This window comes from Aestuariimicrobium sp. Y1814 (assembly GCF_050113895.1).
In the GTDB taxonomy this organism is placed as follows: domain Bacteria; phylum Actinomycetota; class Actinomycetes; order Propionibacteriales; family Propionibacteriaceae; genus Aestuariimicrobium.
In genome coordinates this window covers 141,584-157,378 of record NZ_JBNJRW010000005.1, presented here as the reverse complement: position 1 = coordinate 157,378, position 15,795 = coordinate 141,584, and the positions used below count along the sequence as shown (strand labels likewise).

The 15,795-nt window shown below is 67.7% G+C and carries 16 protein-coding genes; 9 read left to right on the top strand and 7 right to left on the bottom strand.

Going from position 1 to position 15,795, the window contains the following annotated elements; translation table 11 throughout:
• Positions 1 to 10 precede the first annotated feature (10 nt).
• Entirely contained in the window at positions 11 to 1,117 is a 1,107-nt protein-coding gene (tal, locus tag ACQE3C_RS07865) for a transaldolase (protein ID WP_434538626.1), read from the bottom strand.
• Between the two features lie 147 nt (positions 1,118 to 1,264).
• Between tal and ACQE3C_RS07860 the strand changes: the two genes are divergently transcribed.
• Complete coding sequence (locus ACQE3C_RS07860) at positions 1,265 to 2,239, top strand: heme o synthase (RefSeq protein ID WP_434538707.1); 975 nt, start codon at positions 1,265 to 1,267, stop codon at positions 2,237 to 2,239.
• Here ACQE3C_RS07860 and ACQE3C_RS07855 read toward each other — a convergent pair.
• The 6 genes from ACQE3C_RS07855 to ACQE3C_RS07830 all read right to left on the bottom strand — a co-directional run bounded on the left by ACQE3C_RS07855 (position 2,185) and on the right by ACQE3C_RS07830 (position 8,409).
• A complete protein-coding gene (locus ACQE3C_RS07855; RefSeq protein ID WP_434538625.1) occupies positions 2,185 to 3,165 on the bottom strand; it encodes a COX15/CtaA family protein in 981 nt (326 codons plus the stop codon). The two genes, ACQE3C_RS07860 and ACQE3C_RS07855, sit on opposite strands and share 55 nt — an antisense overlap.
• The gene (locus ACQE3C_RS07850; RefSeq protein WP_434538624.1) at positions 3,153 to 3,923 is read right to left on the bottom strand and encodes an ABC transporter permease; all 771 of its coding nucleotides are present in this window, start codon (positions 3,921 to 3,923) and stop codon (positions 3,153 to 3,155) included. Before ACQE3C_RS07850 ends, ACQE3C_RS07855 begins: the two co-directional genes overlap by 13 nt.
• Complete coding sequence (locus ACQE3C_RS07845; protein ID WP_434538623.1) at positions 3,923 to 4,636, bottom strand: ABC transporter ATP-binding protein; 714 nt, start codon at positions 4,634 to 4,636, stop codon at positions 3,923 to 3,925. The genes ACQE3C_RS07850 and ACQE3C_RS07845 overlap by 1 nt, the downstream gene beginning before the upstream one ends.
• A 62-nt stretch (positions 4,637 to 4,698) precedes the next feature.
• A complete protein-coding gene (locus ACQE3C_RS07840) occupies positions 4,699 to 5,598 on the bottom strand; it encodes a sugar ABC transporter permease (RefSeq protein WP_434538622.1) in 900 nt (299 codons plus the stop codon).
• Positions 5,598 to 7,190, bottom strand: coding sequence for an ABC transporter permease subunit (locus ACQE3C_RS07835; protein WP_434538621.1), 1,593 nt, complete (start codon positions 7,188 to 7,190; stop codon positions 5,598 to 5,600). Before ACQE3C_RS07835 ends, ACQE3C_RS07840 begins: the two co-directional genes overlap by 1 nt.
• 121 nt (positions 7,191 to 7,311) lie before the next feature.
• A complete protein-coding gene (locus ACQE3C_RS07830; protein WP_434538706.1) occupies positions 7,312 to 8,409 on the bottom strand; it encodes a sugar ABC transporter substrate-binding protein in 1,098 nt (365 codons plus the stop codon).
• Between the two features lie 440 nt (positions 8,410 to 8,849).
• On the opposite strand from ACQE3C_RS07830, the gene ACQE3C_RS07825 reads away from it, so the two are divergent.
• The 8 genes from ACQE3C_RS07825 (at position 8,850) to ACQE3C_RS07790 (ending at position 15,722) form a co-directional block, all read left to right on the top strand.
• On the top strand, positions 8,850 to 9,572 hold the full coding sequence (locus ACQE3C_RS07825; RefSeq protein WP_434538620.1) for a helix-turn-helix transcriptional regulator: 723 nt from the start codon (positions 8,850 to 8,852) through the stop codon (positions 9,570 to 9,572).
• A gap of 72 nt (positions 9,573 to 9,644) precedes the next feature.
• The gene (gene sufB, locus ACQE3C_RS07820; protein WP_434538619.1) at positions 9,645 to 11,096 is read left to right on the top strand and encodes a Fe-S cluster assembly protein SufB; all 1,452 of its coding nucleotides are present in this window, start codon (positions 9,645 to 9,647) and stop codon (positions 11,094 to 11,096) included.
• Positions 11,093 to 12,331 (top strand): Fe-S cluster assembly protein SufD, encoded by a 1,239-nt coding sequence (gene sufD / locus ACQE3C_RS07815; RefSeq protein ID WP_434538705.1) that lies wholly within the window; start codon positions 11,093 to 11,095, stop codon positions 12,329 to 12,331. The genes sufB and sufD overlap by 4 nt, the downstream gene beginning before the upstream one ends.
• Entirely contained in the window at positions 12,328 to 12,669 is a 342-nt protein-coding gene (locus ACQE3C_RS07810) for a non-heme iron oxygenase ferredoxin subunit (RefSeq protein WP_434538618.1), read from the top strand. The genes sufD and ACQE3C_RS07810 overlap by 4 nt, the downstream gene beginning before the upstream one ends.
• A 45-nt stretch (positions 12,670 to 12,714) precedes the next feature.
• Positions 12,715 to 13,479 carry a Fe-S cluster assembly ATPase SufC gene (gene sufC / locus ACQE3C_RS07805; RefSeq protein WP_434538617.1) on the top strand — a complete coding sequence of 255 codons (765 nt, stop codon included), beginning with the start codon at positions 12,715 to 12,717 and terminating at the stop codon, positions 13,477 to 13,479.
• 58 nt (positions 13,480 to 13,537) lie between these two features.
• Positions 13,538 to 14,857, top strand: coding sequence for a cysteine desulfurase (locus ACQE3C_RS07800; RefSeq protein ID WP_434538616.1), 1,320 nt, complete (start codon positions 13,538 to 13,540; stop codon positions 14,855 to 14,857).
• Positions 14,857 to 15,321: a Fe-S cluster assembly sulfur transfer protein SufU gene (gene sufU / locus ACQE3C_RS07795; protein WP_434538615.1), complete on the top strand. Its 465-nt coding sequence runs from the start codon at positions 14,857 to 14,859 to the stop codon at positions 15,319 to 15,321. Before ACQE3C_RS07800 ends, sufU begins: the two co-directional genes overlap by 1 nt.
• A complete protein-coding gene (locus ACQE3C_RS07790) occupies positions 15,321 to 15,722 on the top strand; it encodes a metal-sulfur cluster assembly factor (protein WP_434538614.1) in 402 nt (133 codons plus the stop codon). The genes sufU and ACQE3C_RS07790 overlap by 1 nt, the downstream gene beginning before the upstream one ends.
• The last annotated feature ends 73 nt before the right edge of the window (positions 15,723 to 15,795 follow it).

The following is a 15,795-nucleotide window of genomic DNA, read 5'->3' as shown; positions in this document are numbered from 1 at the left end:
CCAGCCTACTTCACAGCTTGTCGAGTTCGGCCTGCGTGGATTCGAGCAGGTCATTCCACGACTGCTCGAACTTCTCCACGCCCTCCGACTCCAGCACCGCGAAGACGTCGTCGAAGTCGATGCCGAGCGCCTTCGTCCGGGCGATGACCTCGGCGGCCTGCTCGTAGTTGGTGGTGACCTGGTCGCTGGGGGACTCGGAGCCGTGGTCGGCGACCGCCTGCAGCGTGTTCTCCGGCATGGTGTTGACCACCCCGCCGGCCACCAGCTCGTCGACGTAGCGGGTGTCGGGCAGTGCCGGGTCCTTCACCCCGGTCGAGGCCCACAGGGGACGCTGACGGTTGGCGCCCTTGGCGGCGAGCGCCGCGAAACGCTCCCCACCGAACTCCTGCTCGTAGAGCTGGTAGGCCAACCGGGTGTTCGCGATCGCCACCTGGGAGCGCAGCGCTGCGGCCTCCTCGCCGCCGATGGCGTCGAGCCGCTTGTCGACCTCGGTGTCGATGCGGGAGACGAAGACCGAGGCGACCGAGTGGATCCCGGACAGGTCGATGCCGGCGGCAGCAGCATCCTCAAGGCCGGACAGGTACGCGTCGATCACCTCGCCGTAGCGCTCGTTGGAGAAGATCAGGGTGACGTTGACCGAGATGCCGGCGGCGATGGTGCGCCGGATCGCCGACAGGCCGGGCTTGGTGGCGGGGATCTTGATCAGCACATTGGCGCGGCCGACCTTCTCGTACAGTTCCGCGGCCTGGGCGACGGTGCCCTCCTCGTCCATGGCGAGCCGAGGGTCGACCTCGATCGAGACCCGTCCGTCGAAGCCCTGGCTGGCGGTGTGGATGTCGGTGAACAGGTCGCAGGCATTGCGCACGTCGGTGGTGGTCAGCTCGCGGATGACACCTTCGACACCCTGGTCGGCGGTGGCCCGCAGCTGCTCCCCGTAGGAGGCACCATCACCGAGCGCCTTGGCGAAGATGGTGGGGTTGGTGGTGACACCCACGACGGAGAGTCGTTCGATCAGGTCGGCCAGGTTGCCCGAGTTGAGGCGCTCACGGGACAGGTCGTCGAGCCAGATCGAGACACCGGCCTGGCTGAGCGCGGCGGTGCGGGGGTTGGCGGTCATGTGTTTCCTCCTGCATGGGAAGGTGACGGGCGGCTTGGAACTCACTCTAGTCCGGGGGTGGCGGCACATTCGGGGAAGTCGTCGAGGTCGGCGTACACTGTCCCGGACTGACCCCGAACCCACTGACCCCGACCCCTGTGCTAAGGACTGCTCGTGACCTCGCCCATGCCCGCCCCCGGCGCCACTGAGGCGCTCGACCCCCGTCCCCTGACCGGGGCGGCCGAGGCGGGGACCGGCATCGGTGACGTGGTGCGGGCTTATGTGGCCCTGACCAAGCCGCGCATCATCGAGTTGCTGCTGGTCACCACGATTCCGGCCATGTTTCTGGCCGCCGGGGGGGTGCCGCCGCTGTGGACGGCCGTGGCCACCATGCTGGGTGGGCTGTTCGCCGCCGCCAGCGCCAACGTGTTCAACAGCGTGTTCGACCGCGACATCGACGAAGTGATGCGCCGGACCCGCCGTCGCCCGGTGCCGCGCCACCTGATCAGCCCCACCCGGGGCACCGTCTTCGGGGTGGTGCTCGGCATCGCCTCGGTGCTCGTCCTCGGCTTCGGCGCCAACTGGCTCTCGGCCGGGCTGGCCGTGGCGGCGAACGCATTCTACGTGTTCGTCTACACCATGCTGCTGAAGCGTCGCACCTCCCAGAACATCGTCTGGGGTGGCATCGCCGGTTGCTTCCCACCGCTGATCGGGTGGACCGCGATCACCGGGTCGGTCGACTTGCCGCCGATCATCCTGTTCCTGATCGTCTTCTTCTGGACCCCGCCGCACACCTGGGCGTTGGCCTTCCGCTACCGCGAGGACTACCAGGCTGCCCGGGTGCCGATGCTGCCCGTCGTGCTGGACGCCCCCGGGGTGGCGGTGCGCATCCTGGTCTACAGCGTCGCGACAGTGGTCACCTCACTGGCCCTGTGGCCGGTCGCCGGCACGGGCTGGCTCTACCCGCTGGTGGCAGGCGTCCTCGGCCTCGTCTTCCTGTGGGAGGCAGTCCAGTTGTACCGCCGGGCCCGGGCCGGCCTGCGTGACGCCGCCCTCAAGCCGATGCGGCTGTTCCACTGGTCGAACAGTTACCTGGCGCTGGTGTTCGTCGCTGCCGCCATCGACCCGCTCATCTTCGCCTGAGGCCGCACCGACCACGCCAACGCGGTGGCCGCCGACATGGCGACACCGGCGAACAGCAGGTGGAACAGCACCGGCACCATCGGCACCCCCGTGAAGTACTGGTAATAGCCGATCGCACCCTGCACCAGTTCGGCGGCCAGCAGCGCCCACGCGAACCGCACCGCGGACGACCCGGCCCGGCGCAACAGCAGCAGGGCCAGCACGCTCAGGGCGACCGTGGCCCAGACCGACAATGAGTGCACCCGGGCGATCATGGCGATGTCGAGGCCGGTGCGATGCACACCCGAGACCGGGCCACCACCCGAATGGGGGCCCGACCCGGTGACCAGGGTGCCCAGCCAGCAGGCGACAAACATGAAGGCGCAGGCCAGCTTCGCGACCAGGTTGGCGGGTCCCGGGACGACGTCACGGGGGACACCCCTGATGTGCATCAGCAGCACCGTCAGCACCATCACCAGCACCAGCGAGGCCATCAGGTGCAGTCCGACGACGTAGGGGTTCAGGTGGGTGAGCACCGTGATGCCGCCGATGACAGCCTGCAGCGGGATGCCCAGGCCGGCGATGAACGCCCACCGCACGGTGAACTTGTCGGCTCCCGAACGCACCGCGGCGATGAACACCCCGAGCGCGAGCACGACCAGCAGGAACGTCAGCGTCCGGTTGGCGAACTCGATGATGCCGTGGTAGCCGAGCCCCTCGTGGGGCACCAGGGAACCGTCATCGCACTGCGGCCAGGTGGGGCAGCCCAGCCCCGACCCGGTCAGCCGGACGAACGCGCCGGTGACCATGATGAGGATGTTGCCGACCAGGCTCGCGGTGGTCCAGGCCACCAGCGCCCGGTGGTTGTCGGTCAGCTGGTCCCACCACCGGCGCCACAGCGGGCGCCCGGTTCCCACCGGGGTCTGCTCAACGGTCACATGGTCCATCGGAACACCTTTCTGGCCAGCAGGAACCCTGCCAGCGCCCACACCGCCAGGACCAGCAGCGCCCACCACGGGGCGGGTGCGGAACCGGTCCAGGCACGCATTACTTCACCCAACGCGCCGGTCGGCAGCAGTTCGACCACCGTCCGCCACGGCGACCCCAGGGCCGCGGGGGAGACCACGATGCCGGCTACCAGGCCGACCAGGTAGATCAGGTTCGCCAGCCCCAGCGTGGCCTCGGCCCGCAGGGTCCCGGCCAGGGCCAGGGCCAGCGCCGTGAACGCCGCTGCCGCCAGGACGACCCCGACCAGCATGACCAGCGTAGTGGTGAACCCGGCTGACGGGCGCCACCCCAGGGGGAGGCCGACCCCCAGCAGCACCACCCACTGGAGGGCTGTCATCAGCACCACCGCCACGATCTTGCCGCCGACCAGTCCGGTGCGGCCCAGTGGGGTGGCCGCCAGGCGTTCCAGCACACCCTGGCGCCGGTCGAAACCGGTCGCGATGGCGATGGAGGTGAAGGCCGTCGACCAGACCGCCATCGCCAGCACCGACCCGACCAGCGGGTCACGGTCCAGGCCGAAACGCCCGCCGACGAGCGTGCCGCCGACCAGCAGGGCGACCGGGATCACCAGGGCCAGCAGCACCTGCTCGCCCTGGCGGATCATCAACCGGGTTTCGAGCAGGCCCTGGCGCCACACCCGGCGCAGGGCCGGCTGGGCACCCGGACGAGGTGTGAGGTCGAGCGTGGCGGTGGTCATCACTGGCCCCCCGGGGTGGTGGTGGACAGGAAGACCTCTTCGAGGCTCTGGGTGGCGGTCAGCTCGGCGACGGTGCCCGAGGCGGTCACCCGACCGGCATTCATGATCCACACCTGGTCGGCCAGCGCCTCGGCCTCGTCCATCAGGTGGGTGCTCAGCACCACGCCGACGCCGGCATCACGCAGGGAGCCGATCACCTGCCACACCTGGCGGCGCACGTGCGGGTCGAGCCCGGCGGTGGGTTCGTCGAGGAAGACCAGCCGGGGTCGTCCGATGAGGGCGGCGGCCAGGTTGAGGCTCTGCTGCTGGCCGCCCGACAGCCGGCGGTAGGCGGTGTTGGCGACATGGCTGATGCCCAGCAGGTCCATCAGTTCGTCGACGGGCTGGGGGTTGGTGTGCATACCGGCCAGGTGCACCAGCAGTTCACGGGCCCGGATCGCATTCCAGGTGCCGGCTGACTGCGGCATCACCCCGACCTCGGCCTGGGCGCGGGCGGTGCCGGGGGCACCGCCGACGATGGTGATGCTGCCGGAGTCGGGCTGGTACAGCCCGGTGCAGCAGCGCACCATGGTCGTCTTGCCGGCGCCGTTGGGCCCGAGGACGGCGGTCACCTGCCCGGCGTGGGCCGACAGGGTCAGGCCGGCCAGCGCCCGGGTGTCACCGAAACGCAGGTGGACGTCGTCCAGGCTCAGTAGGGGGGTCTGGTCAAGCACCCGATCAGTCTAGGCGAGCGGGCCCCCGCCCCTCCACCGGGGCAGCGGCCGCCGGTCAGGGCCTACTTCACCGCACCGACGGTCAGGCCGGAGACGATGTACTTCTGCAACCACAGGAACAGCACCAGCACCGGCAGGGCGGCCAGCACCGCACCGGCTGCGAAGACCTGCCAGTAGGTGTTGAACTCGCTCGAGACGTACTGGTACAGGCCGATCGCGAGCGTGTTGTGGTTCGGGTCGTTGCCCAGCACCACCGAGGCCACCACGTACTCGTTGAAGGTGGCCACAAAGCTCAGCAGGCCCACCACCGCCAGAATCGGGGCGACCAGCCGCAGGATGATCGTGAAGAAGATGCGTGCATGACCGGCGCCGTCCACCTTGGCCGCCTCGTCCAGTGCCATCGGCACCGTGTTGAAGAAGCCGTACATCAGGTATGTGTTGGTGCCCAGCGCGCCACCCAGGTAGACCAGGATCAGCGCGATCGACGACCCGATACCCAGCGCGGGGATCACGTCACCCAACGCCGAGAGCAGCAGGAAGATGGCCACCACCATCAGCAGCTGGGGGAACATCTGGATCAGCAGCAGGCTCATCAACCCCGGACGACGACCCTTGAACCGCAGGCGGCTGAAGGCATAGGCGGCCATCGCCCCGAGCAGGACGGTGACCACGGCGGTGGTGCCGGCGATGAACAAGGTGTTGGCATACCAGCGCCCGTAGGGGCGGATCGGGTCGCTGAGCAGGCGCTGGTAGTTCTCCAGCGAGAACGTGGTGAACAGCGTGTTCGAGCCGGTCAGGGTGCCGTGCGGATTCAGGGAGGCCGACAGCACGTAGACCAGCGGGAACGCGGCGAAGACCACCGCCACGATGGCGACGAGGTGGCGCCAGCCCACCCGGGCGAGCCACTTGCCGAAGCCGAGCTTCTGGGTGCTGCGGTCGGGACGAATCTGTGGGGTGCTCATCAGTTCAGGTTCTCCAGGGTCTTGGTCTGGCGGAATCCGATGTAGGACACGAGGCCGACGAGGATGAAGATCAGGATGGAGAAGGCCGAGGCCAACCCGTAGTCGTGGCGGGTCGAGCCGTCGAGGCCGGCCAGCTTGTAGACCATGGTGATCAGGATGTCAGTGTGGCCGACGTTCAGGGAGGTGTCGGCGAACTGCGGCCACCCCCTGGTCAGCAGGAAGACCAGGGTGAAGTTGTTGAAGTTGAAGGCGAACGAGCTGATCAGCAGCGGCGCCAGCGGCACCATCAGCAGCGGCAGCTTGATGCTCATGAACGTGCGCCACGGTGAGGCCCCGTCGACCTTGGCGGCCTCGAGAATGTCTTCAGGGATCGACTGCAGCGCACCGGTGGAGACCAGGAACATGTACGGGTAGCCCAGCCACAGGTTGGTGAGCAGGATCGCCACCTTCGCCCACGTCGCATCGGTCAACCAGGGGATGTCGGCCCCGCCCAGCAGCACCTGGTTGACGAACCCGAACTCCTGGTTGAACAGGCCGGCGAAGATCAGCGCCGACAGGAAGGCCGGGAAGGCGTAGGGCAGGATCAGCAGGGTGCGGTAGACCTTCTGCCCGGTCATCCGCGGCTCGTTCATCACGATCGCCAGGAACAGGCCCAGGACGAAGGTGGTCAGCACGCTGAGGAACGCGAAGGCAAAGGTCCAGGCGGTGATCGCCAGGAACGGCCCGCGGATCTCTTCACTGGAGAAGGCGGTCCTGAAGTTGTCGAAGCCGACCGCGACCCGCCAACCCGGGTCGAGGGTGCGGCCGTCAGGGGAGGCGAAGTTGCCCTCACCGTTGTCGGTGTAGACCACCCCGTTGGTGTCGGTGAAGGTGTCGGCGGCCTGGTCGTAGGTGATCGTGGAGTTGTACACGAAGGCCTGCGAGCCGGTCGTGGTGCGGTAGTAGCCGTCGGCGGCGTTGTCGGTGAGTGGCACCTGCAGGTCACCGACCTCGGCCGAGCGGCTCGACAGTTCCGCGAACTCGAGCGTGCGGAAGCCGGGCACCGAGCGGACGCCACCGAGGCTGGTCAGTTCGGCCCCTTCGACCGGTTCCATCGGCTGCCCGTTGTGACCGACCAGGACCTGGTCGTCCTTCACGATGACCAGCCAGAGCATGCCGTCCTTCTCGGCCACCGCCGCCGGGTAGGCGGGGGTGTCGGGGACACGGGCCTGGTTCTGCTGCAGGATCGAGACGATCGCGTCGTCCTTGCTCACGGAGTGCCCGTCGCCGTAGTTGGTGAAGGCCACCCAGACGGTGTAGATCATCGCGCCGACGGTGAAGATGAGCAGGAAGATCAGCCCCGGGGTGAGGTACTTGGCGGGCAGGAACCTGTTCGGCGGCAGGTAGACCAGCAGGCAGACCAGGGCGATCACCAGGAACCCGGCCATGACCAGCCAGGACCCCTTGGTGGCCGCCGTCAGCGCCCCCAGCAGGGCGATGGCGGTGATGGTACCGAGCAGAACGATCTTGATGACCCACACCCACAGCGGGGTCGAGTAGGTCGCCCGGGCCCTGGTGCCTTTGGCTTCGCGTTCTTCGAGGGAGGTGCTCATCGGCTGCTTTCTGCGCGTCGACAGGGCGGCACGGCGCCGCCGGGTGAGTGGTGGTGGACCAGCGTGCGTGGTGGGTCGATAGCGACCCACCCCGCACAGCTGCTCACTTGGGGGTGACCCCTCAGATCTTGCCTTCGATGGTGGTCACCATCTTGGCCCAAGCATCCTTCGGGTCTCCGGCCTTCTGGCCGATGATGTTGGCCTGGGTCTGGCCCCAGTCAGCCCAGACCGAGCCCATGGCGGGCACGTTCGGCATCGGCACACCGGTGGCGCCCACGGCACCGAAACCCGCGACGTCGGCATCGGCCTTGGCGGTCTCGAAGGCGGCCTTGTTGGCGGGGGCACGGTTGCCCTCCTTGAACAGGGCCTCCTGCGCCTGCTGCGAGCCGATGTACTCGACCAGGAACTTCTGGGTGGCCACGGTGTTGGTCGACTTGGCCGACATCGCGAAGCCCTGCACACCGACGAAGGGGGCGGCGTTCTGGTCACCGGCCGGCGGCACCGGGTCGATGGCGTAGGCGAACCCTGCGTCCTTGACGGCCTCCAGGTTCCACGGGCCGGTGATGAAGAAGGCGGACTGCTTCTTCACGAACTGGTCCTTGGCGATGTCGGGGGAGATATTGAGCGAAAGCACCCCGTCCTTGCCCATCTGGGCGAGCCACTCGGCGAACTTACCGCCGTTCTCGCCGCCCATGGCCAGCTTCGAGGCGTCGTAGGAGCCGTCGTCCTGCAGTTCGAAGACCGGCGCACCGAAGGAGGTCTGCAGCGGGTACAGGTGGTAGGGGTCGGAGGCCTTCGGGTCGAGGCCGACCAGCACCTTGTACTTGCCCTTGCCCTCGGCAGCGGTGAGCAGGTCGGCCCAGGTCGCCGGCGCCTCAGGCACCATCTCGGTGTTGCGCAGCAGGGCGATGTTCTCGATGGCGTAGGGCACACCGTAGACATTGCCGTTGTAGGTGAAGCCCTGGACCGAGACCTCCTGGAAGACCGAGGCATCGCCCAGCTCCAGCGGGGCGACCACACCGTTCTCGACAAAGCGGCCGATGTTGTCGTGGGCGGTGATGATGGCGTCGGGGCCCTTGCCGGTGGGCGCCTGGGTGATGAACTCGTCGGGGATCTTCTGGTTGTCCTTGATGACCAGGTTCACCGTGACCCCGGTGTCAGCCTTGAACTGCTCGGCGAGCGGCTTCAGGACCGGGGCGCGGTTCGCGTCCACCCACAGGGTGATCTGGCCGGCGTCAGCGGGCGGGTTGGACGAGGCCGCGGTGGTCGAGGCAGCGGTGCTCGCTGCCGGACCGGTGTCATCCGATCCGCAGGCGGCCAGGATGCCCACGGCGGTGGCGGCCAGGCCGCTCTGAAACAGGAGTCGACGGTTGATGCTCAATGAAGTGCCTTTCAGGGGTGCGGTCGGCCTTGACCGTGGTCACACGGCGTCGTGCTTGACGTGCTGTTTGTACTACATCGGAGGTCTGAATGCACCTCCCGATGGACCCCGTGTCCCATCCGTTACACGTTTGGTGATATTCCCAACGCCCACGTGAACTGCGCGGGGGTGTCGAGTGAAATCCGGGGCCCCGGGCGGGCGCTTGCAGCCCGGGTCCGACGATGGTCCAGCAGGCGGACCGGTTTGAGTCTGGCGCCCAAATAAGAAATGATTGTGTCGTGAAAAACTCGACCTCAACCTCGCCCGGAGTCGAGTCCACCCACCCCGAGCCGCCGACGGCGGCAGCTCGAGTCGAGGCCGTGGAGGTCGACACCCGGGAGCGCGTCCTGCAGTCCATCCTGGAGTGCGGTCCCAGCACGGCCAGCCAACTGGCCGAACGACTGGGCCTGACCCCGGCCGCTGTCCGCCGCCACCTCGCCACCCTGACCGACAACGGCGCCATCGGCAGCCGTGAGCAGCGGGTCTACGGTCCCAGGGGCCGTGGTCGTCCGTCGCGCGTGTTCTACCTGACCGACCGCGGCCGGGCTGATTTCTACCAGGCCTATGATGAGTTGGCCGTCGACGCGCTGCGTGCTCTGGCCAGTGTCGCCGGGTCGCTGGCCGTCTCCGAACTGGCCGAGCGGCGTGTCGCCGACGTCGAGGCGCGGTATCGTCTGGCGCGGTCCGAGGACCCCGATGCCACCCCCGTCCAGGCGCTCACCAAGGCGCTGTCGGCCACCGGCTACGTCGCTTCAGTCCAACCCGTCTCGTCGGGGGAGCAGATCTGCCAGCACCACTGCCCGGTGGCGCACGTGGCCGCTGAGTTCCCCCAGCTGTGCGAGGCGGAAACCCAACTCTTCGGTCGGCTGCTGGGCTCGCACGTCCAGCGGCTGGCCACCATCGCCCACGGCGACGGGGTCTGCACCACGCATGTGCCCCGCCCCGTGGCACCCACCAGCTGACTCCCAGCACCCCAGACCAGCAACACCTCAAGCCAGAAACACTGACCCCCATCAGGAAAGGTCCGCAACGATATGACCCAGGTCGAGAACAGTCGCCCGATGGCACCGGGCACCGGCGCCACCCAGGACGAGCACATCGAAGCCCTCTCCAGCTACCAGTGGGGTTGGCACGACAGTGACACCGCCGGGGCGGCCGCGCAGCGTGGCCTGAACCCTGACGTGGTCAAGAACATCTCCGGACTCAAGAACGAGCCGCAGTGGATGCTGGACCTTCGCCTGAAGGGCCTGAAGATGTTCGAGCGCAAGCCCATGCCCAGCTGGGGCGCCGACCTCTCCGAGATCGACTTCGACACGATCAAGTACTTCGTCCGGTCGACCGAGAAGCAGGCCAACACCTGGGACGACCTGCCCGAGGACATCAAGAACACCTACGACCGCCTCGGCATCCCCGAGGCAGAGAAGGCCCGGCTGGTGGCCGGCGTCGCCGCCCAGTACGAGTCGGAGGTCGTCTACCACAAGATCAACGAGGAGCTCGAGCGCCAGGGCGTGATCTTCCTCGACACCGACACCGCGCTGAAGGAACACCCCGAGCTGTTTCAGGAGTACTTCGGCACCGTCATCCCCGTCGGCGACAACAAGTTCGCCTCGCTGAACACCGCCGTGTGGTCGGGCGGCTCGTTCATCTACGTGCCCAAGGGTGTCCATGTCTCGATCCCGCTGCAGGCCTACTTCCGGATCAACACCGAGAACATGGGCCAGTTCGAGCGCACCCTGATCATCGCCGATGAGGGCTCCTACGTGCACTACGTCGAGGGCTGCACCGCCCCGATCTACAAGTCGGACTCGCTGCACTCGGCGGTCGTCGAGATCGTGGTGAAGAAGAACGCCCGCGTGCGCTACACGACCATCCAGAACTGGTCGAACAACGTGTACAACCTGGTCACCAAGCGCGCCACCTGCGAAGAGGGCGCGACCATGGAGTGGATCGACGGCAACATCGGTTCCAAGGTCACCATGAAGTACCCGGCCGTCTACATGATGGGCGAGCACTCCCGCGGTGAGACCCTGTCGATCGCCTTCGCCGGCGAGGGCCAGCACCAGGACGCCGGCTCGAAGATGGTGCACTGCGCCCCGCACACCTCGAGCTCGATCATCTCCAAGTCGGTGGCCCGCGGCGGGGGCCGTTCGTCCTACCGCGGCCTGGTCGAGGTGCAGGAGGGTGCCCACCACTCGGCCAGCTCGGTCAAGTGTGACGCGTTGCTGGTCGACACCATCAGCCGTTCGGACACCTACCCCTACGTCGACGTGCGTGAGGACGACGTCTCGATGGCCCACGAGGCCACCGTCTCGAAGGTCTCCGACGACCAGCTGTTCTACCTGATGAGCCGCGGCATGGAGGAGGACGAGGCCATGGCGATGATCGTGCGCGGCTTCGTCGAGCCGATCGCCCGTGAGCTGCCCATGGAGTACGCCCTGGAGCTGAACCGGCTCATCGAGCTGCAGATGGAGGGGGCCGTCGGCTGAGGCCGGACCCCACGTCGCCGGCCGCGGCACCTGCCGCGGCCACCAGCAGCACCACCCGAGACACAGAACGAGAAAGAGGAACGTTGTCAGTCACGACTGAGCAGCCGGCGGTGGCAAGGGCCATCGAGACCGTCGAGTCACACCTGCACCCCACCCCCTCCTGGGCCGTGGAGGACCACCCGATGCCCACCGGTCGCGAGGAGATCTGGCGGTTCACGCCGATCAAGCGCTTCGCTGACCTGCTGAACCCCGCCGACGAGATCGGCACGCTGGACTGGTCGCTGGCCCCCGGCGCCGAGGGCGTCACCGTCACCGAGCTGACCGCCGAGCAGGCCCGCGCGCTGGCCGTCGAGGCGCCCGTCGACCGGGTGTCCGCCCTGGCCGCCGAGCAGAGCGTCTACCGCACCCACATCGAGGTGCCGGCCGAGGCCGAGCTGACCAAGCCGATCGTCTTCACCGCCAAGGGCAACGAGGGCCAGGCCCGCGACCACTACGTGCTGTCGATCGGTCGCTTCGCCAAGGCCACCGTCGTGGTCAAGTTCGAGGGCAAGGCTGACTACGCCGAGAAGCTCGACGTGATCGTCGGTGACGGGGCCGCCCTGAACCTGATCACCGTGCAGGACTGGGCCGAGGGTGCCGTCCACGGCGGCCAGCGCTCGCTGCGCGTGGGCCGTGACGCCCAGGTCAAGACCATCACCGTCTCGATCGGCGGCGACGTGCGCCTGCAGGAGAACAGCCGCTTCGACGGCCCCGGCGGTTCGCTGGAGCAGTTCGGCCTGTACTTGGTCGACGCCGGCCAGCACATCGAGCACCGCCTGTTCGTCGACCACAACGCCCCGCACACCAAGTCGAATGTCGACTACCGCGGTGCGCTGCAGGGCAAGGGTGCGCACTCGGTGTGGATCGGTGACGTGCTGATCCGCAAGGTCGCCGAGGGCATCGAGACCTACGAGTCGAACAAGAACCTCGTCCTGACCGACGGCTGTCAGGCCGATTCGGTGCCGAACCTGGAGATCGAGACCGGCGAGATCGCCGGCGCCGGTCACGCCTCGACCACCGGACGCTTCGACGACGAGCAGCTGTTCTACCTGCGCAGCCGCGGCATCCCCGAGTCGGAGGCCCGCCGCCTGGTCGTGCACGGCTTCTTCTGGGACATCATCCGTCGCATCGGCATCGAGGACATCGAGGAACACCTGCGCGACATCGTCGAGAACGAGCTCCAGGTCGTCCAGTGACCTGGCGCGTCGTTGCCCAGACCTCGGAGCTGGAGGAGGACCTGCCGCTCCCCGTCGACGTCGTCACCGACGCCGGTGAGGAGTTCGAGGTCGCCATCGTCAGCCACGAGGGGGAGTACTTCGCCATCCACAACGAGTGCAGCCACGGCAAGGTGGCCCTCAGCGACGGCGACGTGGAGGACTGCACCATCGAGTGCTACCTGCACGGCTCCAGGTTCGACCTGCGCACAGGCGCCGTCCTCAACCTGCCGGCCACCCAGCCGGTGCCCGTCTACCCCGTGCGGTTGAACGGCGACGACCTCGAGGTCGACGCCGACAACCCGCTGCCCGTCGCCTGAGGCGACCCCCGAACACGCATCAAGAACACAGAAAGCCTGGAGAACATGTCGAAGCTGGAGATCAGCAACCTGCACGTCGATGTCGAGACCGAGAGCGGCCCCAAGCCGATCCTGAAGGGTGTCAACCTCACCATCAACCCCGGTGAGATCCACGCCATCATGGGCCCCAACGGCTCGGGCAAGTCGACCATGGCCTACGCCATCGCCGGCCACCCCAAGTACACGATCACCCAGGGGTCGGTGAAGCTCGACGGCGTCGAGCTGACCGAGCTGACCGTCGACGAGCGGGCCCGCGCCGGCCTGTTCCTGGCGATGCAGTACCCGGTCGAGGTGCCGGGCGTGTCGGTGTCGAACTTCCTGCGCACCGCCAAGACCGCCCTGGACGGTGAGGCCCCCAAGGTCCGCACCTGGGTCAAGGAGGTCAACGAGGCCCTCAACCGCCTGCAGCTCGACAGCGAGTTCAGCGGCCGTTCGGTCAACGAGGGCTTCTCCGGTGGTGAGAAGAAGCGCCACGAGATCGCCCAGCTCGAGCTGCTCAACCCGAAGTTCGCCATCCTGGACGAGACCGACTCGGGCCTGGACATCGACGCCCTGCGCATCGTCTCTGACGGCGTGAACCGCTACATGAGCAACGAGGACCGCGGTGTGCTGCTGATCACCCACTACACCCGCATCCTGCGCTACATCAAGCCGACCTTCGTGCACGTGTTCGTTGACGGTGTCATCGTCGAGGAGGGCGGCGCTGAGCTGGCCGACCGTCTCGAGGTCGAGGGCTACGAGAAGTTCGTGAAGGCCGCCGCCACCGCGTGAGGCCCATTTCTCGCGGGCGGGAATGCGCCCGGGTCCAAGAACATTGAGAGCAGGTGAGATGACATACAACGTTGAGGCCATCAGGGCCGACTTCCCCATCCTGGGCCGACAGGTCAACGGGTACCCGCTCACCTACCTGGACTCGGGCAACACGTCCCAGAAGCCACGGCAGGTCGTCGAGGCGATGTCGGAGCACCTGCTCGAGCACAACGCCAACGTCGCCCGCGCCATGCACCAGCTCGGCGCCGAATCGACCGCGGCCTTCGAGGGTGCCCGTGAAACGGTGGCCCGCTTCATCGGTGCCGCCGGTGCCGACGAGGTGGTGTTCACCAAGAACGCCTCCGAAGCGCTGAACCTCGCCGCCCACACCCTGGGTTCGCGGCTTCGCCCCGGGGACGAGGTCGTGGTCTCGGTGATGGAGCACCACTCCAACATCGTCCCGTGGCAGCTGGCCTGCCAGCGCAGCGGAGCGACCCTGCGCTGGTTCGACATCACCGACGACGGGCAGCTCGACTTCGACAAGGCCCGCGCTGAGGACCTGATCAATGAACGTACCAAGGTGGTCAGCCTCACCTGGGTGTCGAACGTGGTCGGCACGGTCAACCCGATCGCCCAGGTGGCCGCCTGGGCGCACCGGTTCGGTGCCGTGATGGTCGCCGACGGTGCGCAGGGCGTCCCGCAGCGGGTCACCGACGTGGCTGCGCTCGGCGTCGATCTGCTGGCCTTCACCGGGCACAAGCTCTGCGGGCCCACCGGCATCGGTGTGCTCTGGGGTCGTCGTGACCTGCTCGCCGAACTGCCACCGTTCCTCGGTGGTGGCGAGATGATCGAGGTGGTCCGGATGGAGGGTTCCACCTACGCCCCGCCGCCGGCCCGGTTCGAGGCGGGCACCCCACCGATCGTGCAGGCCATCGGCCTGGCCGCGGCGATCGACTACCTCTCCGGCATCGGCATGCAGCAGGTCGCCGACCACGAGGTCGCCATCACCCGCCACCTGGTCGACAGCCTGCTCGGCATCGACGGGGTGCGGGTGCTGGGCCCGACCGACCCGGCCGTCGACCGCGGGGGAGCGGTGGCGTTCACCGTCAAGGGGGTCCATCCCCACGACCTGATGCAGCTGACCGACTCACGGGGCGTGGCGATCCGGGGTGGGCACCACTGCGCTCGTCCGCTGCACGACCGGCTCGGGGTGCAGAGTTCGTCGCGGGCCAGCGTGGCCCTGTACACGACCGAGGCCGAGATCGAGGTGCTGGCCGAAGCGGTGGCCTACGCCCGCGACTTCTTCGCCGGGCGCACCCGCCCCCACACCCCCCGCAAAACATTCGCCGAACGACGCGCCGAACGCGCGGCCCGGGCGGCGCAGGCAGGAGCCCTTTGATGAACGTCGAGGAGATGTACCAGGAGATCATCCTGGACCACTACCGCGAGAAGCACCACGCCGGGCTGCGCGAACCCTTCGACGCCGAGGTGCACCACGTCAACCCCAGCTGCGGCGACGAACTGACCCTGCGCGTCGACGTGGACGGGGACGTGATCTCTGACGTGTCCTACGACGCCGAGGGCTGCTCGATCTCTCAGGCCTCCACGTCGGTGATGACCGACCTGGTGATCGGGCGCGACGTGGCCGACAGCCTGGCCCTGCACGACGAGTTCGTCACCATGATGCAGTCCCAGGGCGCCATCGAACCGGACGAGGACCGTTTCGAGGACGGCATCGCCTTCGTCGGGGTGGCCCAGTTCCCGGCCCGCGTGAAGTGCGCCATGCTGGGCTGGTCGGCCCTGCGTGACGCCCTGTTGCGAGCCACCGCAGACCAGCAGTCACCAGCAGCACAGGAGGCATGATGACCAGCGATTCCCACACCGAGCAGGCCCAGGCGACGCGACCGTCCGACCTGGTCAAGGACGACCTGCCCGACATCAACGCACCGACCGAGATCGCCAAGATCGACGACGTGGTCGAGGCCATGCGTGATGTCGTCGACCCGGAGCTGATGGTCAACGTCGTCGACCTCGGCCTGGTCTACGGCGTCCAGGTCGATGAGCAGAACAACGCCACCATCGACATGACCCTCACCAGCCCCACCTGCCCGCTGACCGACCGCATCGAATACGACACCCAGACGGTGCTCGAGGGCCTGGTCGACTCGGTGGCCATCAACTGGGTCTGGCTGCCGCCGTGGTCGCTGGAGATGATCACCGCCGAGGGCCGCGAACAGCTGCGGGCCATCGGCTACAACGTCTGAGCCCGCCCACCAGGTCACCCACAGCGGTGGCAAACCGTTCGACTACCAACGGTTTGCCACCGCTGTGGCGTTG

Bases quoted from the DNA above. Each gene is read 5' to 3' on its own strand.
- tal (WP_434538626.1), bottom strand. From the start codon at position 1,117: ATGACCGCCAACCCCCGCACCGCCGCGCTCAGCCAGGCCGGTGTCTCG.
- ACQE3C_RS07855 (WP_434538625.1), bottom strand. From the start codon at position 3,165: ATGGACCATGTGACCGTTGAGCAGACCCCGGTGGGAACCGGGCGCCCG.
- ACQE3C_RS07850 (WP_434538624.1), bottom strand. From the start codon at position 3,923: ATGACCACCGCCACGCTCGACCTCACACCTCGTCCGGGTGCCCAGCCG.
- ACQE3C_RS07840 (WP_434538622.1), bottom strand. From the start codon at position 5,598: ATGAGCACCCCACAGATTCGTCCCGACCGCAGCACCCAGAAGCTCGGC.
- ACQE3C_RS07835 (WP_434538621.1), bottom strand. From the start codon at position 7,190: ATGAGCACCTCCCTCGAAGAACGCGAAGCCAAAGGCACCAGGGCCCGG.
- sufB (WP_434538619.1), top strand. From the start codon at position 9,645: ATGACCCAGGTCGAGAACAGTCGCCCGATGGCACCGGGCACCGGCGCC.
- sufC (WP_434538617.1), top strand. From the start codon at position 12,715: ATGTCGAAGCTGGAGATCAGCAACCTGCACGTCGATGTCGAGACCGAG.
- ACQE3C_RS07800 (WP_434538616.1), top strand. From the start codon at position 13,538: ATGACATACAACGTTGAGGCCATCAGGGCCGACTTCCCCATCCTGGGC.
- sufU (WP_434538615.1), top strand. From the start codon at position 14,857: ATGAACGTCGAGGAGATGTACCAGGAGATCATCCTGGACCACTACCGC.
- ACQE3C_RS07790 (WP_434538614.1), top strand. From the start codon at position 15,321: ATGACCAGCGATTCCCACACCGAGCAGGCCCAGGCGACGCGACCGTCC.